Annotated in this window: 18 protein-coding genes and 1 pseudogene; 7 read left to right on the top strand and 12 right to left on the bottom strand. The window is 71.0% G+C overall.

Translation table 11 applies throughout. From position 1 onward, the window contains the following. Positions 1–45 precede the first annotated feature (45 nt). From OG978_RS07890 to OG978_RS07850, 9 genes are all read right to left on the bottom strand, one after another. A complete protein-coding gene (locus tag OG978_RS07890) occupies positions 46–1068 on the bottom strand; it encodes a hydroxyacid dehydrogenase (protein ID WP_326764508.1) in 1023 nt (340 codons plus the stop codon). After that, positions 1052–2107, bottom strand: coding sequence for a dihydrodipicolinate synthase family protein (locus OG978_RS07885; RefSeq protein ID WP_326764507.1), 1056 nt, complete (start codon positions 2105–2107; stop codon positions 1052–1054). Before OG978_RS07885 ends, OG978_RS07890 begins: the two co-directional genes overlap by 17 nt. An 8-nt stretch (positions 2108–2115) precedes the next feature. Continuing rightward, positions 2116–3144: an NAD-dependent epimerase/dehydratase family protein gene (locus OG978_RS07880; RefSeq protein WP_326764506.1), complete on the bottom strand. Its 1029-nt coding sequence runs from the start codon at positions 3142–3144 to the stop codon at positions 2116–2118. Positions 3145–3150: 6 nt separating this feature from the next. Beyond that, positions 3151–4098 carry a carbohydrate ABC transporter permease gene (locus tag OG978_RS07875; RefSeq protein ID WP_326764505.1) on the bottom strand — a complete coding sequence of 316 codons (948 nt, stop codon included), beginning with the start codon at positions 4096–4098 and terminating at the stop codon, positions 3151–3153. A 2-nt stretch (positions 4099–4100) separates the two neighbouring features. Further along, complete coding sequence (locus OG978_RS07870) at positions 4101–5006, bottom strand: carbohydrate ABC transporter permease (RefSeq protein ID WP_093541011.1); 906 nt, start codon at positions 5004–5006, stop codon at positions 4101–4103. Positions 5007–5114: 108 nt separating this feature from the next. After that, the gene (locus OG978_RS07865) at positions 5115–6371 is read right to left on the bottom strand and encodes an ABC transporter substrate-binding protein (RefSeq protein ID WP_326764504.1); all 1257 of its coding nucleotides are present in this window, start codon (positions 6369–6371) and stop codon (positions 5115–5117) included. Between the two features lie 41 nt (positions 6372–6412). After that, the gene (locus OG978_RS07860; RefSeq protein WP_326764503.1) at positions 6413–7669 is read right to left on the bottom strand and encodes a Gfo/Idh/MocA family protein; all 1257 of its coding nucleotides are present in this window, start codon (positions 7667–7669) and stop codon (positions 6413–6415) included. A gap of 127 nt (positions 7670–7796) precedes the next feature. Next, a complete protein-coding gene (locus tag OG978_RS07855) occupies positions 7797–9947 on the bottom strand; it encodes a peptidase C14 (protein ID WP_326764502.1) in 2151 nt (716 codons plus the stop codon). A gap of 208 nt (positions 9948–10155) precedes the next feature. Next, positions 10156–11013: an IclR family transcriptional regulator gene (locus OG978_RS07850; protein WP_326764501.1), complete on the bottom strand. Its 858-nt coding sequence runs from the start codon at positions 11011–11013 to the stop codon at positions 10156–10158. Positions 11014–11307: 294 nt separating this feature from the next. On the opposite strand from OG978_RS07850, the gene OG978_RS07845 reads away from it, so the two are divergent. The 6 genes from OG978_RS07845 to OG978_RS07820 all read left to right on the top strand — a co-directional run bounded on the left by OG978_RS07845 (position 11308) and on the right by OG978_RS07820 (position 18939). Then, positions 11308–12678, top strand: a complete 1371-nt coding sequence (locus OG978_RS07845) for an aspartate aminotransferase family protein (RefSeq protein WP_326764500.1) — start codon at positions 11308–11310, stop codon at positions 12676–12678. Continuing rightward, complete coding sequence (locus tag OG978_RS07840; RefSeq protein ID WP_326764499.1) at positions 12678–13865, top strand: mandelate racemase/muconate lactonizing enzyme family protein; 1188 nt, start codon at positions 12678–12680, stop codon at positions 13863–13865. Before OG978_RS07845 ends, OG978_RS07840 begins: the two co-directional genes overlap by 1 nt. Next, complete coding sequence (locus OG978_RS07835; protein WP_326764498.1) at positions 13862–14707, top strand: amidohydrolase family protein; 846 nt, start codon at positions 13862–13864, stop codon at positions 14705–14707. Before OG978_RS07840 ends, OG978_RS07835 begins: the two co-directional genes overlap by 4 nt. 239 nt (positions 14708–14946) lie before the next feature. Continuing rightward, positions 14947–15786, top strand: a complete 840-nt coding sequence (locus OG978_RS07830; protein ID WP_326764497.1) for an SDR family NAD(P)-dependent oxidoreductase — start codon at positions 14947–14949, stop codon at positions 15784–15786. A 64-nt stretch (positions 15787–15850) separates the two neighbouring features. Continuing rightward, positions 15851–18010 carry a peptidase C14 gene (locus OG978_RS07825; protein ID WP_326764496.1) on the top strand — a complete coding sequence of 720 codons (2160 nt, stop codon included), beginning with the start codon at positions 15851–15853 and terminating at the stop codon, positions 18008–18010. Beyond that, on the top strand, positions 18007–18939 hold the full coding sequence (locus OG978_RS07820) for a GNAT family N-acetyltransferase (RefSeq protein WP_326764495.1): 933 nt from the start codon (positions 18007–18009) through the stop codon (positions 18937–18939). Before OG978_RS07825 ends, OG978_RS07820 begins: the two co-directional genes overlap by 4 nt. A gap of 50 nt (positions 18940–18989) precedes the next feature. On the opposite strand, the pseudogene OG978_RS07815 reads toward OG978_RS07820, so the two are convergent. The 3 genes and pseudogenes from OG978_RS07815 to OG978_RS07805 form a co-directional block, all read right to left on the bottom strand. Then, positions 18990–19343: pseudogene (locus OG978_RS07815) on the bottom strand (DUF5995 family protein); the annotation flags it as partial. Between the two features lie 30 nt (positions 19344–19373). Next, positions 19374–20765, bottom strand: a complete 1392-nt coding sequence (locus OG978_RS07810) for a uracil-xanthine permease family protein (RefSeq protein WP_326764494.1) — start codon at positions 20763–20765, stop codon at positions 19374–19376. A 182-nt stretch (positions 20766–20947) separates the two neighbouring features. Further along, on the bottom strand, positions 20948–22180 hold the full coding sequence (locus OG978_RS07805; protein ID WP_326764493.1) for an MFS transporter: 1233 nt from the start codon (positions 22178–22180) through the stop codon (positions 20948–20950). A 145-nt stretch (positions 22181–22325) separates the two neighbouring features. Between OG978_RS07805 and OG978_RS07800 the strand changes: the two genes are divergently transcribed. Then, positions 22326–23516, top strand: a complete 1191-nt coding sequence (locus OG978_RS07800) for an ROK family transcriptional regulator (protein ID WP_326764492.1) — start codon at positions 22326–22328, stop codon at positions 23514–23516. Positions 23517–23541 lie beyond the last annotated feature (25 nt).

The raw sequence follows: 23541 nt of genomic DNA, 5'->3' as shown, positions 1-23541 counted from the left end.
AAGTGAAATCTCCTGAACGGTACGGGGGTTGGGGGCTCTGGGCCCTTAACGCAGGCGGGCGAGTGCGTCGACGGTGACGGCGTGGACCGGGGGTCGCCCGGCGAGCAGTCGCAGCACCTCGTTGACGGCGCTGGTGCCCAGCCGCTGCCGGCACTCGACGCTGCCCGCCGCCTGGTGCGGGGTGAGCAGCACGTTCGGCAGGGCACGGAACGGGTGGTCCGTGGGCAGCGGCTCGGCGTCGAAGACATCGATCGCCGCGTCCAGCCGGCCCGAGGCCAGCTCGGCGAGGAGCGCGTCCTCGTCGACCAGCCACGACCTGGCGGTGTTCACCAGACCCGCCCCGTCCGGCATCAGCGCCAGCTGCTCGGCGCCGATCATCCGGTGGGTCTCCTCGGTGACCGGTGCGTGCACGGCCACGATCCTGCTGCGCGAAAGCAGCGTCTCCAGGGGTACGGACTCCACGCCGAGTGCCTCGGCGTCCGCGTCGGACAGGTACGGGTCGGTGACGCTCACCCGCGCCCCCATCGCCCGCACCAGGGCGATGTAGGCACGCCCGGTGCGGGAGGCACCGATCACGCCGATGTCGCTGCCGTGGATCTCGTGGCGCGGCGGGGCCGCGCTCGCCGCCGCCCACTCCAGCCCGCCGCGCAGGGCGTGGTCGAAGCGCTGGATGCGGTGGAGCAGCGAGAGCGTGAACGCGAGGGCCACCTCGGCGACCGGGCGGGCCATCTCGTCACCGGCCTGGGTGACCAGGATGCCCCGCCGGAACACCTCCTCGGTGACATAGGGCGCGACCGCCGAACCGGTGTGCGCCACCAGCTCCAGCCGGTCGGCCGATTCGAGGAGCCCGGCGTCCACCTTGGGCGCCCGCCACGAGGTGATCAGCGCGCGGGCGCCGGGCAGCGCGGCCGCGACCGCCGCCCGGTCGGAGTGGTCGTCGACGACGCTGAGTTCGGCCGCCCGCTCCAGCTCCCGCCACACCTCGGTGGTGAAGAACTGGGCCCGCAGGCCCGGCGGTACGGCGACGACCACCCGGGAGCGGTCGGCAGGATCAGGAGAGCCAAGCATCGAGGTGCTCCGCAATGAAGGCGTCATCGGTCAGCCAAGGGTAGGCCGCGGCCACCCGGCTGATCTCCTCGGCCTGTCCCGGAGAGAGCGTCTCGGCCGGGTCCAGGCACCGGATGTTCGCCAACAGGCCCTGGCGGTGCAGCACTTCGTGGACCCCGGCGATGCAGCCGCGGAACGCGCCGCGCACATCGAAGACCGCGCTGTTGGCATCGGTCAGCTCCGGGCGGCGGGCCAGGCAGCGCACCATCGCCTCGTGGTCCCCGCCGCGGGCCTTCCTGACGTCGTCGAGGAGCGTCACCGCGGAGCCGGTCCACACGGCCCACTGGCCGAGGAGCCCGCCCGCGAACCAGCGGGGCGTGCCGCCCGCAGTCTCGTACGGGGTGAGCAGATCACCGATGATGTCGTCGTCGTTGCCGGTGTACAGCGCCACCTCGTCGGCCCGGTCGGCGGCGGCCACGGCCCGTACGACATCCGCGGTGCGGTAGCGGTCGAACGGGGCGATCTTCACCGCGGCCGTGTTCGGCAGATCGGTGAACGAGGACCAGAAGTGCGGCGACAGGTAGCGTCCGCCGACCGCCTCCTGGAGGTAGAAGCCGATCACCGGCAGCACCTCGCCGACCGCCCGCGCCCGCTCCAGCAGGCCCTTCTCGTCCGCGCCGGGCACAGCGGGGCTGAGCAGCACCGCGTCATAGCCGAGTTCGGCGGCGGTCTCGGCCTCCGAGACGGCCTGCGCCGTGTAGCCGCAGGCACCGGCGACCTTGATGAACGGACGGCCGGCCTCGGCGTCGATCGTCTCGGCGGCGAGTTCCAGGACCGGCCGGAACAGACCGACCTCCGGTTCACGGATCTCGAACTGGGTGGTGTGCACGGCGACGGCGACACCGCCCGCGCCCGAGGCGAGGTAGTAGCGGGTCAGCGCACGCTGTCGGCGCTCGTCGAAGGAGCCGTCGTCGTGCAGGGCGAGCGGGTGCGCGGGGATCACGGCACCGTGGGCGAGCGCGTCCAGAGCGGGGGTCGACACGAGGGAGGGAGTGGACATGGGGTGGATCAGAACCTTCCGTCACGGACCTGGAACTTGGTGGGCTTGCCGGAGAGCGGCAGCCCGCGGCGCAGCCAGTCGGCCTGCCACTCGACGAGGGTGCGCAGGGCGACATCCGGGTAGCCGAACAGCGCGTGGCAGCGGCTCGCGTCGGAGAGCAGCGCGGTGGGCGCCTCCTCGCCGGCGAGGACCGGCTCCTTGCCGAGCTCCTCGCCGAACCACTGGGCGATGCGGCGCACCGAAGCGGTCTCGGGGCCGGTGAGGTTGAGGGTGAACGCCTCGCCGTCGGTGGCGTGCAGCAGCGAGCGCAGGGCGACCTCGTTGGCGTACCCCTGCCACACCACATTGGCGTGACCGGTCGTCACATCGACGGGTTCGCCGGCCTGTACGCGGTAGGCGATGTCGGCGAGGACGCCGTAGCGCAGGTCGACCGCGTAGTTGAGGCGGATGTTGGCGACCCTGGTGCCACGGGTCAGCGCCGCGTGGCCGAAGATCCGCTCCCGGCCCAGGCACGACATGGCGTACTCGCCGACCGGACCGACCGGGTCGCTCTCGGTGCAGCCGCCGGAGGAGACCGGCACCAGCGGGTAGACGTTGCCGGTGGAGAACGCGGCGATCCGCGCCCCCGACCAGCGGCGCGCCACCCGGTCCGGCATCGCGGCGTTCACCGCCCAGGCGTGCGAAGGGGCTCCGGCGGAGCCGAACTTGGCGCCGACCATGAAGACGACGTTCCCGGCGTCCGGCAGCTCGGCCAGATCGGCGTCCGGGTCCATCAGGTCGAAGGCCACGGTGGAGACCCCGGCGGCCTCCAGCTCGTCGGCGGCGGACTTGTCGGACCAGCGGGAGACCGCGTACACGGTCACGTCCTGGCGGCCCGCGGCGTCCAGCGCCCGGCGGGCGAGCCGGCACAGGCTGGGGCCCATCTTGCCGCCGGCGCCGAGCACCAGCAGATCGCCTTCGAGGCGGCCGAGATCGGCGACGAGCGCGGGGGAGGGGGTGGCGAGCCGCTCTTCGAGCGCGGCCTCATCGGTGAACATTCGTAGCTATCCCTTGATTCCGGACGCGGTGACGCCCTCGGTGAAGTAGCGCTGGCCCACCATGTACGCGGCGAAGATGGGCACGAACGCGATGACGGAGCCGGAGAGCACCACATTGAGCGGCACGTTCTGCTGCTGGAGCGAGGCGATGCCGACGGTGAGGGTGCGCATGTCGGTGGACTGGCCGATGACCAGCGGCCACAGGAAGTCGTTCCAGTGCCACAGGAAGACGAAGACGCCGAGCGTGGCCAGGATCGGCTTCAGCAGCGGCAGCACGATCCGGTAGAAGATCTGCCACTCGTTGCAGCCGTCGAGCCGGGCCGCCTCGAAGAGTTCGTCCGGCAGCCCCTGGATGAACTGCCGCATCAGGAACACCGCCTGGGCGTTGGCCAGGGTCGGCACGATCAGTCCCCAGTAGGTGTCCACGCCGCCCAGCTTCGCGATCATCGCGAAGGTCGGGATCATCGTGACGTGGTACGGGACCATCACCATCGACAGGAACGACCAGAACATCGTCTCCCGGCCCGGGAAGCGCTTCTTGGCGAAGGCGTACCCGGCGAGCGAGGCGAGCAGCAGCACGCCGACGACCGAGACGACCGAGTAGATCAGCGTGTTGAACAGCCAGCGCGGCACGTCCTGGGCGTTCATGACGGTGTCGTACGCCTCGCCGGTCAGCGGCCACGGCAGCAGACTGCCGGGGAACTCGACCGCCGCGGACGGCTTCAGGGAGAGTACGACCATCGCGTAGAACGGGAAGATCGTCACGATCGCTGCCACTGTCAGCAGCGCGGCGCGGCCGATCCGGCCGGCCCGGGTGGGCCGCATGCCGTGCGGGACGGTGTCCTGCTCCGAGAGCTTGCGCAGCTTGCGTTCGGCGCGGCGTGCGGCGCGGTCGGGGGCCGCGGGGGTCTTGGCCGCGGGCGGGGTCTCGGTCTGGGCGGGTGCTGCGGTCATGGTCACTGGTCCTTCCCGATCACGAGCCGCTGGATCACCGCGACCACCACGGTCAGCGCGAAGAGCGCGACGCCGATGGCGGAGGCGTAACCCAGGTCGAAGTACTTGAAGCCCGCGTCGTAGAGCTGGAAGACGAGCGTGTAGCTGGCGTTGGCGGGGCCGCCGCCGGTCATCGTGTAGACCGCGTCGAAGACCTGGAACGACGCCGTCGTCTCGATCACGGCGAGGAAGAACAGGGCGGGCTTGAGCTGCGGCAGCACGATGTACCGGAACCGCTGCCAGGGGCCGGCGCCGTCGGTGAGCGCAGCCTCCTCCAGCTCACGGGGGATGTCCTGCATCCGGGCCAGCAGGATGAGCATCCCGTACCCGAAGCGGGACCAGACGCCGACGATCGCGAGCGCGGGCAGCACCAGCACGTCGTCGGAGAGCCAGGAGCCCTCGGACATCCCGAACCAGCTCATCAGGGTGGACCACGGTCCGCCGGTCGAGAAGATCCAGACGAAGACGGTGGCGGCCAGCACCAGCGAGGTGACGACCGGCAGGAAGAACACCGAACGGAAGAACTTGGCGCCGCGGAACGCGCGGCGGGTGATCAGCGCCAGGGACACCGAGGCGATGAGCGTGCCCGGCACCGCGAGCACGGTGTAGAGGACCGTGACCTTCAGCGCCTGCCAGAACAGCGGGTCGTCCCACAGGCGGGTGAAGTTGTCCAGCCCGATGAAGCTGCCGCCGCCCGTGAGGGAGTAGTCGGTGAAGCTCATCAGCACCCCGGCGATGCCCGGACCGAACCGGAACGCCAGGAAGAGCAGGAAACACGGAAGGACGAAGAGCAGGCCGATCCGGGCCTCGCGGCGCGCCTGCGGCCCGCTGCGACGGCCCCGGCGGGTTGGTTCCGCGACGACTGCCACGGGGATCTCCTTGCGGTACGGGGGAATTGCGGGGTTTTTTGGGGGGGAATGCCCCCGGGGAGGAGCGGTACCGGGTCCGGGTGCGGCCGGACCCGGTACCGCGCCCGGTCAGCGGCCGAGCATCGCCTGCGCGGCCTTCTGCGCGGCGTTCAGCGCCTCCTGCGGGCTCTTCTTGCCCAGCAGCGCCGCCTGGATCTCGGGCGCGAGCACGCCCTGGACCTCACGGGCCTTGTCCTGCAGCGGGCCCACGGTCATGCTCGGCAGCGTGGCGCCGACCGCCGTCTGAAGGGCGTCGCCGGGGTACAGGTCGCCGCCGGACTTGCGGGCCGGGAAGTAGCCCGCACCCTTCTGCAGACCGGCCGCGTTCTTCGACTCGGCGACGAAGTTCAGCCAGTCACCGGTGTTCTTCTTGTCGGCGCCCTTCAGCATCGACAGCGCGCCGACCGTGCCGTAGCCGACCGACTTCGCGTCCTTGAGCGGCGGCTGGACGACGATGTTCTCCTTGCCCCAGAACGGCTCGACGTCCGCCGGGGTGTTCTGCCAGGTGCAGGCCACCTTGCCCTTGGCGGTCGGGGTCTGCTCCAGCTTGGGCGTGGTGGTGACCAGGTCCTTGTCGGTGTAACCGCCGTCGACGAGCTTCTTCAGGTACGTCAGCGCCTTGACGCCGGCCGCGTCGTTGAAGGTGACGTTCTTGCCGTCCTCGGAGAAGACGTCGCCGCCGGCCTGCCACAGCAGCGGGTAGAAGGTCATGTTCAGGGTCTGCTGGGTGTCACCGCTGTAGCTGGTGGCGTAGTAGCCCTTCTCCTTCAGCTTCGGGGCCAGCGCCTCCAGGTCCGCCCAGCTCGTCGGGTAGGTCTTCTCGCCGATCGCGGCAAACACCCGCTTGTCGCAGATCAGCGGGTTGGCGCTGGTCAGGATCGGGGTGCCGAGGGCCTTGCCGTCGACCGTGACGGACTTCAGCGCGAAGTCCGTGTAGTCCGACTTGGCGTCGGCCGGCATGTAGTCGTCGGCCGGGACGATGTTCTTGGCGTACTTCGGCAGCTGGTCCGGGATCAGGTAGACCGCGTCCGGGCCCTTGCCGGAGGCGATCGCGGTGGCCAGCGCGGTGTCGCGGTTGGCCCACGGGAAGGTCTCCACCTTCACCTTGACGCCCGAGTGCTCCTTCTCGAACGCCTTGACCAGGCCGTCCCAGTACGCCTTGTTCTTGGCCTCGTCGAAGATGACCGGGTAGGTCCACATGGTGACGGTGTTGTCGTCGCTGCCGCTGCCGGAACAGCCGGCCAGCACTCCGGCGGCGAGCGCGGTCGCCACCACGGGGGCGGCTACGGCGCGGACTCTGGAACGACGGGTGAGGAGACGGGACATGAGGTGGTCCTCCGAGGACGTGAGGGTGGGGCGGGAAGGAGTCACTGCGCCGGGACCGTCTGGACGGTGCCGGTGTGCCGGGCACGTTCGGCGGCGAACGCCGCGAGATGACTGCCGAGCGAGGTGGCGGGACCGGAGCGGACCGCCCCGGCGTCACCCGTGGCGACGGCGGTGACGAACGCCTCGACGAGTGCAGCGTCCCCGCCACCGTGCCCGTCGGCCGCGTTCGAACCGGAGGCGCCGAGTTCATGGACGGTGGTCTCGCCGGTACGGAAGTCCTGCACCGTGACCCGCTCGCCGTCGCCGATCAGCCAGCCGTGCGAGCCGAAGATCCGGGTCTGGCGGTGCGTCTGCTCGGTGAACGCCACCATCTGGAAGGTTGCGGTCACCCCGTCCGTCAGCTGCATCGCGAGGACCTGGTGGTCGACCACGTCGTTGTCGCTGCGGTACGCGCAGACGCCGTACGGGCCCTCGCGCAGCGCCTGCACGAGACCGGCCTCGTCGGTCGCCTCGGTGACATGGGTGACCGGCCAGACCGCGCCCTTCTCGCGCAGCGTCGGCATGTACAGCTTCAGCGCGCTGTACGGGCAGCCGGACTCGACCGCACAGTCGAGGCAGCGCTCGGCGGAGCCGGCCGGGGCGTTCTCCGGCCGGAAGTGCTTCAGCCCGCCGAAGCTCGAGACCTGCTCGATCCGGCCGCCCATCACGTACGTGATCCAGTCCAGGTCGTGGCAGGACTTGGCGAGCAGCATCGGGGAGGAGTCCTTCTCGCTGCGCCACGGCCCGCGCACATAGCTGTGGGCGTAGTGCCACCAGCCGACCGGCTCCAGATGGTCGAGGGAGACCAGCTGCCCGAGCACGCCGGAGTCCACGACCTCCTTCACCAGGTCGGTGTACGGGGTGTACCGCATGACGTGGCACACCGCGAACAGGACCCCGGACCGCTCCACACCTTCGACGATCCGCCGGGTCTCCTCCTCGGTCGGGGCGAGGGGCTTCTCGGCGAGGATCGCGTAACCGGCCTCGGCCAGCGCCAGCACCGGCTCCACATGGAAGCGGTCCTGGGTGGCGACGACGACGGCGTCGGCGATGCGGTTCTCGACCAGCGGCCGCCAGTCGTCGAACTCGACGGGTGCGCCGGCGGCGGCCCGCGCCGCGGGGCGCGGATCGGCGACGGCGACGAGCTCAGCGCGCTCGGGGTGCGCCTTGATCCACTCGGCGTACGTCAGACCGCGGTTGCCGGCGCCGACGAGCGCGACCCGTACGGGCCGGCCGGTGATCGGGGTATGCGTGGACACGGGAATCCCTGGTACTCGATGGGTTGGGGTCTTTCGTTCGGATCAGGCCGGATCAGGGAGGACAACGCGGCGAGCGTGCGTGCCGGACCCCGCGAGCCCGGCCTGATCCAAACGAGAGGCCCCACGGTCAGAACCGCAGCGTGGCCGCGGTGTGGGCGACACGGTCGCCCTCGTCCGGCAGCGCGGTGCGCTCGGTGCCGTCCTCGACGCAGCCGGTGTGCAGCAGATGGCTGGAGGTGCCGCCGAACGCCGCGGGCCGCAGTTCGAGCCGGCCGCCGGTGAAGGTGGAGCCGGTGGCCCGGTAGCGGTTGGGGCCCTCGGTGACCAGCACATGGGCGGTGCCCTTGGGCGCGGTCGAGTCGAGGCCGGTGAGCTGCCAGTCGACGGTCCGTCCGGAGCCGGTACGGGCGAGCAGGGCGCCGTCCTTGTTGGTGCCGTTCAGACGTGTGCCGTCGACGCGCAGCCGCTGGTCCTTCGCCGAGGTCAACTTCAGCCCGGTGTCGCGGAGTTCGCCGCCCAGCACGGTGATGTCGGCGTGCGCGAGCGAGACCGGGGCGGTGTCCTTGGAACCGGTCAGCGTGCACTGGTCCAGGGTGAGCGGGCCCGTGCCGTTGAACACCGCGCCGTCGACGCCCTTCAGAGTGGAGCGCTGAAGGGTGAGCGGGGCGGTGACATTGGCCTGGGTGATCTCCGCGCCCGCCGCGAACGCGAACGAGGAGTCGGCGATCACATTGGGGCGGGCGGAGAGGTCCGAGGCCCGGGAGACGATCAGCGGACCCGTGGCCGTACAGCCGCGCATCTGCACACCGTCGGCGTTGACCCAGAGCATTCCGGAGCCGGCCAGCGACTTCTTGCCGATGACCAGGACGTCTTCCAGGGTCAGATCGGTGATCTTGACCCGGGCGACGAACCAGGAGCAGGCGTGCCGGCGTACGGTGATCCGCTTGGCCCTGCCGCCCCAGGCGGCACCGGAGTTGGCGAAGGTCATCAGGCCGGAGTTGCCGGTGTAGACGAGGTCGTGCTCGAACTGGCCGTGCGTGACGAACGGGCCCTCGTCGTCACCGTCGCCGTGGCAGTTGGTGACGTAGCAGTAGGCGGAGGCCGTGAAGTCGTTGAGATGACGGGCGTTGGAGGTGTGACAGTCCTCCACGTGCCCGTACAGGCAGTAGATCTGCTGGGTGAGGTAGCCCGCGCCGCCGTAGGTGACGGACTTCGGGTTGGTCAGCGAGCACTGCTCGGTGCGGTAGTACGTGCACCAGCGGCGCATCACCACGGGCCAGAAGGTGCCGATGGCCTCGATCCCGGAGACGTCGCAGCGCACCGCGTACTCGTACGCGACCGGGTGCGAGCCGGTCATCTCGTCCTCGCCCCAGCCCTCGAAGACCATGTTGCGGACGTGGGCGCGGTCGACGGGCTCGATGCGGGTCCAGCTCAGCTTGCGGCCCGCGGCCAGGTCCCAGCCGATCTGGTAGTTGACCCGGATGTGCGTCGAGTCGACGACATCGGTGACCTGGACGAGACGCTGGATCTCCTTCTCGTACTTGCCCGCCAGGGCGTTGATCTCCACGGCCCACCACTGGCCGACGGCGAACTTCGAGGAGTCGCCGACCTCGAAGAGGTCCGAGAGGTCCGGCATCGCCGTGCTCAGGGTGTGCTCGACGGTGGTGTCGGTGACGGTGCCGCGGAAGGAGAGGACGGCGCCGAAGGGGTTGTCGTGGGTGTTCTTCTCGATGCCTTCGGTGCGTATGCGGTGGCCGCCGAAGTCGAGTTCGATGTTCGAGCGGTTCCAGAGGTGGCGTTTGGTGAACAGGAGGTCGGTGTGGGCCTCGATGCGGTGGACGCTCTTGTCGGCGATCATCGCGTCGAGGGCGGCGTCGGCGGGGGTCTTCGCGTCGAAGTGGCCGAAGGTGCGGAAGTCGAGGGTGCCGGTGTGGAGCTGGTGCCAGCGGCCGGTGCCGTTCTTGGCGGGGGCGATGACGGTGCCGCCGTTGTGGGCGGCTTCGGACTTCTTGTCCCAGCGCACGGCCATGGCGCCGCCGTCGCCGGGGGCGTGGTAGCCGGCGGTCAGGACCTGGGTGCCGTCGTCGAGGGGCTTGGTGTTCAGCGCGCGCAGTGCGGCGACCGTGTCGACGCGGAGCACGTCGCCCGTGTGCGAGGGCGCGGCCTGTGCCTGGCCGGCGGCCACGGCCGAACCGGCCATGACCAGACCGGCCAGACCCGAAGCCCGCAGCAGATTCCGGCGGGACGAAGCGGAGGTGTGGTGGTGCGGAACGCTCATGCGGACTTCGCCTTCCGAGAAGTGCGATAAGTGAGGGAGCGTTCCTGCGGGGGACTGCCATGAGGCGGATGGCTGAAAAGGGTCCGGCCGTCGGATGTTCACAGCGCGATGGGCAGGCGCCGGAACCAGGCCGGAAAGGGTAAAACGCCGGTGACCATGGAGTGTCACCGCGGTTGGCAGGGAACCTACGGCGGGTTACGCCGTTTGGTCAAGACCCGAATTCGTCGGAATGCGACGTGTCGGTGTCGGAAGTGGTGCCGTCCGAGTCGTCGACCCAGCCGAGCGAGACGCTGATCCGGCGGGCCGCGTCCCGTACCTGGCCGCCCAGTTCCTGGTAGCGCCAGGCCGGCAGGCCGAGCTTGAGGCCGGTGATGGAGACGGCCCCGGCGCACACCGAACGGTCGTCGAAGACCGGCGCGCCGATGCAGATGATGCCCTCGGCGTCCTCCTCGTCGTCCAGGGCGTAGCCGACCCGGGCTATGTCGCGCAGATGCGACAGGAAGGTCGCCGGGTCGGTGATCGTGCGGGAGGTGCGCCGGGGCAGCCCGAACCGCTCGACGACCGCGGCCGCCTCGCTCGGCGGCACGGCGGAGAGCAGCGCCTTGCCCAGGCCTGTGCAGTGCGGCAGCTCGCGCTGCCCCATCCGCAGATCGAGCCGGACGCGCTGGTCGAGCTCGACCTGGTCCACGACGACTGCATGGCCGTCCTCGGGCACGGCGAGCCTGGACGCCATTCCGGTGGCCCGGGTCAGCTCGCGCAGGACCGGGTGGGCGACCCCGCGCAGGGACACCTGGGAGCGCGCCCGGTCGCCGAGCCTGGCCAGGCTCATGCCGAGCCGGTAGCGGCGGTTCATGCCCTCGCCGTCGTCCGAGACGAGGCCGTAGGCACGCAGGGTCTGGAGCATGCCGAAGGCGGCGCTCTTGGAGATGGAGCAGGCCTGGCCGACCTCCGTGACGCTCAGGCCGTTCCCCTGTGCGGGGGCGGCGAGCGCCTCGAGGATGTCCGCTGCCCTGGCCACGCTCTTGACCCAGTACTTCGGTTCTTCTGGGGCAGCACTGTTCGTCATAGCAGAACAGCGTAGTGCCTCGGGGGAGGCCCGAACGCGCTTTCTCTGTGAAGAAAGCGCGGAATCGGGCCTTCCTGGGTTCGGAAAGGTCTTGACCGGCCCTGGAGCCGCACGTAATATCCAGGCACTGTTCTGCTCTACAGAACAGCGTTCAGAAAAAGCGAAACGCACCACCTCAAGCACCACGGATCATCCTCATTCCTGCGGCGACTGCCGGGCGGATGGCGCCAGGGATTCACGGGCCGGGCAGGGCCTGCGAAGACCGACGACTCTCGACGCAAGGAGCAAGCGATTATGAGTTCAGGCCCGGTGGGCAACGAATCCGGAGCCCGACTCGCCGAGCGCGCCCGCCAGGTCGTACCCGGCGGCGTGAACAGCGGTCAGCGCAGCGTTCCCGGACTGACCGACCTGGTTGTCACGGGGACGGACGGCGCACGGTTCCGTACCGCCGACGGACGCGAGTACACCGACTTCCACTCGGCGTTCGGCCCGCCCCTGCTCGGCCACAACGACCCCGACGTGGCCCGCGCCACCGCGGAGGCCGGCGCCACCCTCGGCCACATGGGCGTCGGTGTCACCGAGGGCGAGGTCCTCCTCGCCGAACAGCTCACCGAGCTGATCCCCTCCATCGAGAAGGTGCTGCTCACCAGCACCGGCAGCGAGGCCACGTTCCACGCGCTGCGCGTTTCCCGCGCCGCCACCGGCCGCCGCCTGGTCGTCAAGTTCCAGGGCTGCTACCACGGCTGGCACGACGCCGTCAGCCTCAACGTCATCTCCGCGCCCGAGAAGGTCGGCGGCCACGACCCCATCTCCACCGGCATCCTCCCCGAGGTCCTCGAAGCCACCCTCGTCCTGCCGTTCAACGACAGCGAGGCCGTCCGCCGCACCTTCGCCGAGCACGGCTCCGACATCGCCGCCGTCATCGTCGAGCCCGTCCCGCACAACGTCGGCGCGCTCCTGCCGTACCAGGAGTTCCTCACCACGCTGCGCGAGGAGACCACGAAGGCCGGCAGCATCCTGATCTTCGACGAGGTCATCACCGGCTTCCGCCACGACATCGGCGGCTGGCAGAAGATCTCCGGCGTCACGCCCGACCTCACCACCCTCGGCAAGGCGATCGCCAACGGCGCCCCCGTCGGCGCGATCGGCGGCCGCGCCGACCTGATGGACCTCTTCTCCACCCGCCCCGGCGCCCCCGCCTTCTTCGCCGGCACGTACAACGGCCACCCGTCCGTCGTCGCCGCCGCCCTCGCCACCCTGCGCAAGCTGCGCGAGGAGCCGGTCCACGAGCACGTCTTCCGGCTCGGCGAGCGCGTCCGCACCGAACTGACCGGGCTGTACGAGCGCCTCGGCGTCCCCGCAGTCGTCACCGGCTACGGCTCCGTCTTCGTCAGCTACTTCATGCCGGGCGAGGCCCCCCGCACCTACGCGGACCTGCTGAACAACGACGCCTCGCTGTTCGTCGGCTACCGCCGCAAGCTCCTCGACCACGGCCTGTTCGAGCTGCCGCTCAACCTCAAGCGCAGCCACATCAGCTACGCCCACACCGACGCCGACGTGGACCGTCTCATCGAGGGCACCGAGGCCGCGGTCAAGGCCGTGCTCGCCGACGGCGGCGCCGACGACCTGGAGAACACCTCCACCATGGGCGGGGCGACCCGCTGATGCTCACCGTCAACCGCACCCGCCCGGCGGGCCCCGCAGGCCGGATCACCCGCGTCGAGACACTGATGCTCGGCACCTCCTGGCGCGACTTCGGCTACGTCCGGGTCCACACCGACGAGGGCCTGTCCGGCATCGGCGAGATCACCCACCCCTACCGGGTCCGCGAGGTCTGCGCACTCACCGAGGCACTGGCACAGCGCCACCTCATCGGCGCCGACCCCTTCGACATCGAGGAGCTCTGGCTCCGCGTCTACCAGGGCGACTTCCTGCGCGGCGGCGACATGGGCGGCATCGCCCTGTCCGGCCTCGACCAGGCCATGTACGACCTGATGGGCAAGGCGCTCGGCGTCCCCGCCTACCGGCTGACCGGTGGCGCCTGCCGGGACGACGTACGCGTGTACGCCAACGGCTGGTACACCGGCGAGCGCGAGCCCGAGACCTTCGCGGCCAAGGCGAAGGAGACCGTGGCGAAGGGCTTCACCGCCCTCAAGTTCGACCCGTTCGGCCCCGGCCTGCACGAGCTGGAGCGCGCCGAACTGCGCCGCTCCGTCGACCTCGTGGCCGCCGTCCGCGAGGCCATCGGACCGGACGTCGACCTCTTCATCGAGGGCCACGCCCGGTTCGCCATGCCGACCGCGGCCCGGCTGGTGCGGGAGCTGGAACCCTTCGACATCGGCTGGTTCGAGGAGCCGATGCCGTGGACCCACATCGAGCGCTACGCGGAACTGCGCCAGCGCGCGGCGTTCCCGATCTCCGGCGGCGAGCACTTCCACAACCGCTACGAGTACAAGCAGCTCTTCGCCACCAACGCGGTCGACATCATCCAGCCCGACCTCTCCATGGCCGGCGGTTTCACCGAGGTCAGGAAACTCGCCGCGATCGCCGATACCCATGGCATGCTCGTGGCCCCGCACAACTCGAACTCGCCGCTCTGCACCACCGTCTCGGTGCACGCGACGCTCGGAATCCCCAACTTCAAGATCCTCGAAACCTTCGACGGACTCCTCGAGGACTACGTCTTCGACGCGCTCAAGGGCACCCTCCCGGTCGTCGACGGCCGCATCGGCCTGCCGACCGCACCGGGTCTCGGCGTCGAGCTCGTCGACGAGGTCTTCGAGGAACACCCGCCCAGCCACCGCTTCTGGAACATGTTCGCGGACGGCTGGGAGAAGCGGAACCGGACATGATCGTCGACGTCCACTCGCACCTCTTCCGGCACAGCCACGACTTCACCGACCCGTTCAAGTCCGACTCCGCCCGCGCCCACGCGGGCGAGGTCGACCTCACGGTGAAGTGGGAGGAGTACGCCGCCACCGCACCCGAGGGCACCCGCACGATCGTCGTCGGCGGCAAGGCGCGGCGCAGCGGCCTCTGGGTCGACGACGCCGCCGTCGCCTCGTACGCCGGACAGCACCCCGACCGGCTGATCGGCTACCTGTCCCTGGACCCGACCCAGCCCGGCTGGCAGGAAGAACTCCGCTACGGCCACCAGGAACTGGGCCTGCGCGGCATCAAGCTGATGCCGATGTACGCGGGCTTCGATCCGGCCGCCGAGGAGTACGACGAGCTGTACACGTACGCCGAACGGCACGGACTCCCGCTCCTCGTGCACACCGGCACCACCTTCGTGTCGAGCGCACCGCTGGAGTGGGCGATGCCCCGCCACCTGGACGCCGTCGCCATCCGTCATCCCGAACTGCGGATGGTCCTCGCCCACCTCGGCCACCCCTTCGAGGGCGAGTGCATCGCGGTCATCCGTAAGCACCCGCATGTGTACGCGGACATCAGCGCCCTGCACTACCGGCCCTTCCAGCTCTGGCACAGCCTCCGGCTGGTCCAGGACTACGGGGTCTTCCACAAGCTGATGTTCGGCAGCGACTACCCGTTCACGACGGTCGACGACTCGGTGAAGGGACTGCGGGAGATCGCCCGTATCCCCGGCATCCCCGGACTGCCGCCGCTCGACGTGGACGCGGTGGAGGAGATCATCCACCGCCCGTCGCTGGACCTGCTGGGCCTGAACGGCTGACCCGGCCGTTCCCCCGAACCTGCCGGTACGGCGCCGGGGTCATCCCCCTGTCCCCCGGTACCGACCGGCAGCCGGGCCGCCGCGCCACCACCCATGTGTCCCTGCGCGGCGGCCCGGACCCTTCCGGCGATCAGGACCGGACCTCTCCGGCGATCAGGACCGGACCCGACCCACCCCACCCCCTCCGCCTCCGTACCTCTCCGCCTTTCCGTACCTCTCCGCCTGGAGGAACCCCCGCCATGACCGCAGCCGTCCCGCCCCGCGGAACCGACCGCTTCGATCTGACCGGCCGCACCGCGGTCGTGACCGGGGCCGCCCGGGGCCTCGGCCGGTCCTTCGCCGTCGGCCTCGCCGAGGCGGGCGCCGATCTGGTCCTGGTCGACCTGCCCGGTGCCGAGGGCGTCGCCGAGACCGCTGCGGCGATCGAGGCACTCGGCCGCAACTGCCGGACGTACGGACAGGATCTCGCGGACATCGACGCGCTGCCCGGCTTCGTCGACGCCGTACGCGCCGAGGCCGGTCCGCTGCACATCCTGGTCAACAACGCGGGCACGGCGGCGCTGGAACGCTTCAACGAGATCACCCCCGCGAGCTGGTCGCACATCATGCGGGTCAATGTCGACGCCGTCTTCTTCCTCAGCCAGCGCATCGCCGAGCACATGACGGCGGACGCGGTCGCGGGCCGCATCATCACCATCACCTCGAAGAACGCACTGGTGGCGGAGGCCGGCCTGGCCCACTACAACGCCTCCAAGGCCGCCGCCCAACTGCTCACCGAGACCCTGGCGGTCGAACTCGCCCCGCACGGCATCACCGCCAACACCCTTGCTCCCGGCATGGTCGAGACCCCGATCGACGGCGAGTTCCCCTTCGACCGGGGGGCCTTCGAATCCGCGTACCGCGAGCGCATCCCGCTCGGCAGGTACGCGCAGCCCGACGAATGCGTCGGTGCGCTGCTGCTGCTCGCCTCGGACGCCGGGGCGTATCTCACCGGGGCGCGCATCGTCGTCGACGGGGGAGTGCTGGCCGACCAGATGCCGCGTATGCGCTTCATGCCGCCGTACCGCAACACGATCTGACCGCGACCGACCGGCAGTCGGTTCCCACCGAGCACGCATCGACAACGCGAGGAGCGCCTCCGTCATGTCCGTCAATGCTTCGTCCCCCGCTCCATCCTCCGTTTCGTCCCGCCGGAATCTGCTGCGGGCTTCGGGTCTGGCCGGTCTGGTCATGGCCGGTTCGGCCGTGGCCGCCGGCCAGGCACAGGCCGCGCCCTCGCACACGGGCGACGTGCTCCGCGTCGACACGGTCGCCGCACTGCGCGCGCTGAACACCAAGCCCCTCGACGACGGCACCCAGGTCCTGACCGCCGGCTACCACGCCCCCGGCGACGGCGGCGCCATGACCGTGCGCTGGGACAAGAAGTCCGAAGCCGCCCACAACGGCGGCACCGTCATCGCCCCCGCCAAGAACGGCACCGGCCGCTGGCACCAGCTCCACACCGGCACCCTCGACTTCCGCACCTTCGGCCACTTCGACGCGAAGACCCCCGCCGACGCCGCCCTCGACGCGATGATCGCCGACAAGAGCGTCCACCGCATCGAGGCCCACACCGACCTCCTGTTCACCAAACGCCACCTCTGGAACCGCTCGAACATCGAACTCGACTTCGGCGGCCACCGCATACGCACCGAAGGCATCGAGAAGAACACCCACGACAACCCCTTCGGCGCCGTCCTCTCCTTCCGCGGCACCGTCACCGACACCACCGTCAGACATGCGCTCTCCGGCAAGGTCATCGAGCTCACCGACACCTTCCCGGTCCCCGACGCCAAGGCGTTCGAGGTCGGTCAGTGGTGGGCCGTGCAGGTCGACCCGGTCGCGGGCGGCGGCGGTGACGAACGTGAACTGCAGAAGCTGGTCGAGATCACCGAGATCGTCGACGCGGGACACATCCGGATCGGCTACCTCAACGGCTGGGAACTCGCCGCGGGCCGCAAGCTCACCTGGACCCGCATCGAACCGGTCCACAACACCCACATCCGCAACATGGTCTTCGAGGGCGCCGGCCCCGACGAGTACACCGGATCCCACCCCGTCAGCTTCGAGTACGCCGTGGGCTGCGACGTCTCCGGGATCCACGCCACCGGGTCCTTCTGGCCGGTCATCATGCGCCGCTGGTGCACCCGCTTCCGTACCGAGGAGTGCTCGCTGAAGAACCCGCCCACCGTCGAGTACGGGGGCGCGGGCTATCTCACCCAGCAGATCTACTGCCTGTACGGACGGGTCGCGGACTGTACGACCAGCAACGTACGCCACCTCAACGACCTCACCGCCTCCGCCTACTGCACCGTGGTGAACTGCCACGGCGACGGTGACGACGCGGGCGGGAACCCCTTCACGACGCACGGGCAGTACGAGCACGACCTGCTCTTCGACGGCAACTCCGGGCTGATGGACATCGCCAACTCCGGGGCCCAGTGGGGGATTTCCGCCAAGCGGATCACCGTACGCAGACATGTCTGCTCCTGGTTCACCGCCAATACCAAGATCACCGATCTGACCCTCGAAGACATCACGGTGATCGCGCGCCCCACCTTCGACCAGGCCGGCACCCTCACCGTCAACGCCGACGGCGCCCAGGTGCGCGGCTGCACGGCGAAGACCTTCGCCGTCGCCCAGCGCTCCGCCCGCTCCACCCGGCCGACCACCATCAGCGACTGCTCCTTCGAGCCGCCCGCCGGTGCCGTCCTCGTCCAGACCCCGGTCACCGCGCCCGTGCACTTCGTACGCTGCACGTTCAAGGGCGTCGACGGCGCGATCCTGCGTGGGGCAGGGCCCGTCCACTTCACCGACTGCACCGTCACCGGCGCCGAGAACGCGGCCCCGCTCTCGGTCGGCTCGGCGGATCTGCGGATCGACGGCGGCAGTTACGACAACACCGGCATCGAGCTCAGCGCCGTGCGCGACCAGCGGATCACCGTCACCGGCGGCGCCCGCCTCACCGGAAGCAACAAGGCCAAGGCGCTGCTCGGCCGTGCGGCCGGCGCCGGGAAGGTCACCTGGGACATCACCGGACTCAGCAGCGCCGCCTCCGGACCGGACACCGCCCATGTCCGCGTCGCCGAGGGCACCAACCACTACGCGGCCACCGGAAGCCGCTTCACCGGCGGCACGCTCCACCTCGCCCCCGACGCCCTGGACTCCGTCCTGCACACCTCGTGCGTGGAGGACGGAACGAAGCGCAGCGCCATGCCCGCGAACGGCGACAAGGTGCGCACGGACGGGAACCTGACCCTGTGACAGCCGTCATCCGGACCGCGACGGCGGCCGACGACCCGGCCCTGGCCGCCCTGTGGCAGCGGTGCTTCGACGCCCCGCAGATCGCCGCCCTGCACGCCCTCGACCCGGACCGCCACCGGCACACCTTCATCGCGCAGAACGCCGCGGGGGACGGGATCGACGCGGTCGTCGTCTACGTACCGAGGCTGATCCGCGACGCGGCCGGCACCCCGCAGCGGGTCGGCGGCATCGGCAGCGTCGCCACCCGACCCGAGGCCCGGGGCCAGGGGCTGGTGCGGCGGCTGCTGGTGGCGGCGGAGCGCACCATGACGGCCGAACAGTGCGCCTGGTCGCTGCTGTTCACCGGGACACCGGGCGTCTACCGGGGCTCGGGATGGCAGGAGTTCGCCGGCACGTACACCGAGGGGACGCTCGCGCCCTCGCCCGCTGCCGGGGAGTTCCGGATCCGTGAGGCCACCGCGCAGGACGCCGCGGAGGTGGCCGCGCTGCACCACGCGTACAACGCGGACCGGCCGCTCAGCTCGTTGCGGGCGCCGGAGGACTGGGCGGTGCGCGTGCCCGCCTGGTACGGCCCCCCCGACCGGTCGCTCGTGGCCGAGGACCCCGGGTCGGGGGCGCTCGTCGGCTGGATGGTGGCCCAGCACGAAGGGGAGTGCGTGGAGGTACGCGAATTCGCGGGCGCCCCCGAGTGCCTGGGCGAGCTGTTCGCCGCCGTCGGCGAACGGGGCCGGGCGGCGGGCATGGGCCGGGCCCGGGTCCGGCTCCCCGACGGCCCCGGGGTCCGCGCCGCGCTGCCGGTCCTGCTGGCGGGCGCCCGGCAGGTGGCGGAGCACGTGGGTATGGCACGCCCGCTGCACGCCACCGCGGAAGCCGTGCGCGCCACGGTCACGGCACCCGGCGCGGTCCACTGGTACGGCGACTGCTTCTAGCGCACTTCAGGAGGAAGACCGTCGGACCGGCCCCCTGATGCGGCGCACCGTCAGCGGCAAGGGGTGAGCAGACAGCGCCCCACCGGGCCGGCCCCCGCGTCCAGCCGCCGGCGGAACTCCTCGGCCAGCAGTGGCACATCACGCAGCCGCCACAGCACCAGCGCCGCCGACCAGGCCGCCTCACGGGCCCGTTCCAGACTCCACGAGCCGAGCAGATGGGTGAGCGGGTCCGCGAGTTCCAGCAGGTCGGGGCCGGGCATCAGATCCTCGCGGATCCGCTCCTCCAGCATCACCAGGAGATCGCCCACCTGCTCGAACTCCTCCTCCAGATCGGGCGGGGCGCAGCCGAGCGTGCGGCAGGTGTCCACGGCGGCGAGCGGCAGATCGTGGCCGATGTGCGCGTTGTGCCGCGCCCCGTTCCGGTACGAGAGGCCCTACGCCTCGTTCTTCGACGTCTGCTCGTCGTACGCCGACGTGCCCGAGTCCAGCAGGGGCTCCTGGGTCTTGAGGTGTGCCGGGGCGAAGGCGCGCAGCACGTGGTAGCCGGTGATCACCACGATGGTGCCCAGCGCGATCCCGCTCAGTTCGAAGTTGTCGGTGATCTTCAGGCTGACGCCGCCGACGCCGATGATGATGCCCGCGGCGGCCGGCACCAGATTCAGCGGGTTGCGCAGATCGACCTTGGCGTTCAGCCAGATCTGGGCACCGAGGAGGCCGATCATGCCGTAGAGGATGACGGTGATGCCGCCGAGCACACCGCCGGGGATGGCGGCGACGACCGCGCCGAACTTGGGGCAGAGGCCGAAGAGCAGGGCGAAGCAGGCGGCGGCCCAGTACGCGGCGGTGGAGTAGACCCGGGTCGCGGCCATGACGCCGATGTTCTCCGAGTACGTGGTGTTCGGCGGACCGCCCACCGCGGTCGACAGCATCGACGCGGCGCCGTCGGCGGCGATCGCGGTGCCCAGCTTGTCGTCCAGCGAGGAGCCGGTCATCTCACCGACGGCCTTCACATGGCCGGCGTTCTCGGCGATCAGCGCGATGACCACCGGCAGGGCGACCAGGATCGCCGACCACTCGAAGCTCGGCGCGTGGAAGGAGGGCAGTCCGATCCAGTCGGCCTTGGCGACACCCGACAGGTCGAGCCGCCAGTGGTCCACGGCCTCGGCACCGCCGGCCGGGGAGTGGATCTTGCCGAAGACCCGGTCGAGGACCCAGGACAGCGCGTACCCGAAGACCAGGCCGAGGAAGATCGCGATGCGCGAGAAGAATCCGCGCAGGCACACTACGGCCAACCCGGTGAACAGCATCACCAGCAGGGCCGTCCACTGGTCCTGTGGCCAGTACGTCGACGCGGTCACCGGAGCCAGGTTGAAGCCGATCAGCATGACGACGGCACCGGTGACGACCGGCGGCATGGCCGCGTGGATGATCCGGGCACCGAACCGCTGCACCGCGAGACCGGCGAGGAAGAGCACCACGCCGACGACGAAGACCGCGCCGGTGACCACGGCGCTGCTGCCGCCGGTCGCCCGGATCGTCGCCGCGACCCCGACGAAGGAGAGCGAACAGCCGAGGTAGCTGGGCACCTGGCCGCGCGTGGCCAGCAGGAAGATGGCCGTCGCGACACCCGACATCATGATCGCCAGGTTCGGGTCCAGGCCCATGAGTACCGGAGCGACGAACGACGCACCGAACATCGCGACCACGTGCTGGGCGCCCAGTCCGAACGTACGGGGCCAGGAGAGCCGTTCGTCCGGCCGGACCACGGCCCCCGGCGCGGGGGTCTTCCCGTCGCCGTGCAAGGTCCAGCGCACGCCGAGGCCCATGGTCGCTCCCTGTGTGTAGGTGCGGAGCCGAGCGCCTCGCCGGGCACGTCGCTGCCGCAGAAATGATCAGCGCCATGGTAATGCCGGACCGTGGTGTGTTCGTGGCCGGGCCGGGCCCTCCTGACCACGGCCGATGCGGGTGGCGGAGGGGAGCGGCACCGGCCGCCCGCCGTCCCGAGGGCTCAGGGGCGCGGCTCGGCGGCCGCCGTGCTCGGGGCACCGGCGTCCGAGGACGACACCGCCTTGCGGTCGCCCGCCCGCAGCACCCCGGCCCCCAGCACCAGACCGAACGCGAGCACCGTCACCAGGCCGAACGACACGACCAGCGACGTCGCCTCGGCCAGCGAGCCGATCGCGGACGGGGCGATCAGCCCCGAGGTGTACGTGATCGTGGCGACGCCCGCGATCGCCTGGCTCGGGTTCGGTCCGCTGCGCCCGGCCGCCGCGAAGGCGAGCGGGACGACCACCGCCACACCGAGGCCCAGGAGGCCGAAGCCGCACATCGCGAGCGGCGCGTTCGGCGAAGCGACCACGAGCACCCCGCCGACCGTCGCGAGGACACCGCCGACCCGTACGGTCCTGACCGCGCCGAAGCGGTCGACGACCTTGTCACCGGCGATCCGGGCGACCGCCATGGTCAGCGCGAACGCCGTGGTGGAGGCCGCGGCGAGCCCGGCGGAGGTGTCCATGATGTCCCGGAGGTAGACCGCGGACCAGTCCAGGCTGGCCCCCTCGGCGAACACCGCGCAGAAGCCCACCGCGCCGATGATCAGCGCCGACTTCGGCGGCAGGGCGAACCGCGGCGGCGGCTCCTCGTCCGGCTGGCTGTGCAGGTCCAGCACGCCCTGGCAGGCGATCAGGCCGAGCACGGTGAGCACGAGGGCGGCCAGAGTGTGGTGCAGCCGGGCGTCGGCGCCCAGATGCGCGGCCACCGTGCCCGCCGCCGAACCGATCAGGGCGCCCACGCTCCACATCCCGTGCAACCCGGACATGATCGACTTGTCGAGGCGGTTCTCCACCTCGACGCCGAGGGCGTTCATCGCCACGTCCGACATGCCGGCCGACGCCCCGTACATGAAGAGCGCGGCGCACAGCGTCAGCAGGTTGGGTGCCATCGCGGGCAGGATCAGCGCCAGCGTCCACAGGGCGAGCAGTCCGCGCAGCGCGGTCCTGGCGCCGAAGCGATGGCTGATCGCGCCGGCCAGCGGCATGGCGAGCGAGGCGCCGATCGCCGGGAAGGCGAGGGCGAGGCCGAGCTGACCGGCGCTGACCCCGGCGTGGTCCTGGATCCAGGGCACCCGGGTGGCGAAGCTGCCGGTCACCGCGCCGTGCACGGTGAAGACCGCGGCGACGGCGAACCTGGCCCGCCTCACCTGCTCCATGCCGAAGACCGTGTCTGTGGAATCCGTTGTCATGCTGCCGTGCCCTCCCTTGGGAATTCTCTGTTGCCGGCGCTCCCGGCGCCCGTCTCCACGGTGCGGGCGTAAAGTATCAGGAACCCTGCCTGATAAATAGTGCGCCTGTGCATCCAGTGCGCCAGCGATCTGGAAGGATCCCGGCATGCCCGCATCACCGAGCACCGCACGGGCCATCAACGACCGGCTCGCCCTGCGACTGCTCCAGCAGGACGGCCCGCTGACGGCCACGCAGCTGAAGACCCTGACCGGCCTCTCCCGCCCCACCGTCGCCGACCTCGTCGAACGGCTGCAGGGAGCCGGCCTGATCCGCGTCGTCGGCGAGGCCGGCGCCGAGCGCCGCGGTCCCAACGCCCGGCTCTACGGGATCGCCGCCGACCGCGCCCATCTCGCCGCCCTCGACGTACGCACCGGCAGCGTCGCCGTGGTCGTCGCCGACCTCCTCGGCGCCACGCTCGCCGAGGCCACCCTGCCCATCGGCAGCGACACCGACACCGAGGCCGCCGCCGAACAGGCCGCCGCGCTCCTGGAACGCACCGCGCGCGAGGCCGGGGCCGGACCGCTGCACAGCGTCGGCATCGGCGCGCCCGGTCTGATCGACCCGGTCACCGGCGAACTGCGCAGCACCACCGGGCTGCCCGCCTGGCACCGGCGACTGGTGCGGGTGCTCCAGCAACGGCTGCCCGCGACCGTGCTGGTCGAGAACGAGACCAATCTCGCGGCCGTCGCCGAACACCGCGGCGGCGCGGCCACCGACCGCGACACCTTCGTGCTCTTCTGGCTCGGCCACGGCGTCGGCGCCGGGGTCATGCTGGACGGGAAGCTCCGCCGGGGAGCCTCCGGCGGAGCGGGCGAGATCGGCTTCCTGCCGGTGCCCGGCATCGCCGGCGCACCATCGGCCGTCAACTGCGACGGCGGGTTCCACGCGCTGGTGGGCTCCGCCCCGGTCTGCGAACTGGCCGCCGCCCACGGCATCGCCGTGCCTCCGGGCGCCGCCGAAGAGGACAAGGAACCGGGCGCGGCGTCCGCCGTGCGGGCCGCGCTGGCGGGGGAGGGGGACAGCGAGGCCTTCCTGGACGCCCTCGCCGGCCGTCTCGCGCTCGGTGTCGCCGCCATCGCCTCGGTCATCGACCCGGGCTGTGTGGTGCTGGCGGGCGAGGTCGGCCACGCGGGCGGAGACGCGCTCGCGGCGCGGGTCGAGGAGCGGCTGACCCTGATGTCACCGCTGCGCACCGAGGTCCGGGCCGGGCGGCTGGGCGGCGCGGCGGTGCTCCGCGGCGCGCTGCTCGCCGCCCGGGAGGCGGCTCAGGACGAGTTGTTCACGCCGGCCGGCTGAACCGCCGGCCGGCTGAACCGCCGGG

The sequence above is a fragment of the Streptomyces sp. NBC_01591 genome (genome assembly GCF_035918155.1).
GTDB lineage: Bacteria > Actinomycetota > Actinomycetes > Streptomycetales > Streptomycetaceae > Streptomyces.
This window is presented reverse-complemented; position numbering and strand designations above follow the sequence as displayed.

Excerpts from the sequence above, each read along its gene's own strand:
- OG978_RS07890 (WP_326764508.1), bottom strand. The coding sequence starts at position 1,068 with ATGCTTGGCTCTCCTGATCCTGCCGACCGCTCCCGGGTGGTCGTCGCC.
- OG978_RS07885 (WP_326764507.1), bottom strand. The coding sequence starts at position 2,107 with ATGTCCACTCCCTCCCTCGTGTCGACCCCCGCTCTGGACGCGCTCGCC.
- OG978_RS07880 (WP_326764506.1), bottom strand. The coding sequence starts at position 3,144 with ATGTTCACCGATGAGGCCGCGCTCGAAGAGCGGCTCGCCACCCCCTCC.
- OG978_RS07875 (WP_326764505.1), bottom strand. The coding sequence starts at position 4,098 with ATGACCGCAGCACCCGCCCAGACCGAGACCCCGCCCGCGGCCAAGACC.
- OG978_RS07865 (WP_326764504.1), bottom strand. The coding sequence starts at position 6,371 with ATGTCCCGTCTCCTCACCCGTCGTTCCAGAGTCCGCGCCGTAGCCGCC.
- OG978_RS07855 (WP_326764502.1), bottom strand. The coding sequence starts at position 9,947 with ATGAGCGTTCCGCACCACCACACCTCCGCTTCGTCCCGCCGGAATCTG.
- OG978_RS07850 (WP_326764501.1), bottom strand. The coding sequence starts at position 11,013 with ATGACGAACAGTGCTGCCCCAGAAGAACCGAAGTACTGGGTCAAGAGC.
- OG978_RS07845 (WP_326764500.1), top strand. The coding sequence starts at position 11,308 with ATGAGTTCAGGCCCGGTGGGCAACGAATCCGGAGCCCGACTCGCCGAG.
- OG978_RS07840 (WP_326764499.1), top strand. The coding sequence starts at position 12,678 with ATGCTCACCGTCAACCGCACCCGCCCGGCGGGCCCCGCAGGCCGGATC.
- OG978_RS07835 (WP_326764498.1), top strand. The coding sequence starts at position 13,862 with ATGATCGTCGACGTCCACTCGCACCTCTTCCGGCACAGCCACGACTTC.
- OG978_RS07830 (WP_326764497.1), top strand. The coding sequence starts at position 14,947 with ATGACCGCAGCCGTCCCGCCCCGCGGAACCGACCGCTTCGATCTGACC.
- OG978_RS07825 (WP_326764496.1), top strand. The coding sequence starts at position 15,851 with ATGTCCGTCAATGCTTCGTCCCCCGCTCCATCCTCCGTTTCGTCCCGC.
- OG978_RS07810 (WP_326764494.1), bottom strand. The coding sequence starts at position 20,765 with ATGGGCCTCGGCGTGCGCTGGACCTTGCACGGCGACGGGAAGACCCCC.
- OG978_RS07805 (WP_326764493.1), bottom strand. The coding sequence starts at position 22,180 with ATGACAACGGATTCCACAGACACGGTCTTCGGCATGGAGCAGGTGAGG.
- OG978_RS07800 (WP_326764492.1), top strand. The coding sequence starts at position 22,326 with ATGCCCGCATCACCGAGCACCGCACGGGCCATCAACGACCGGCTCGCC.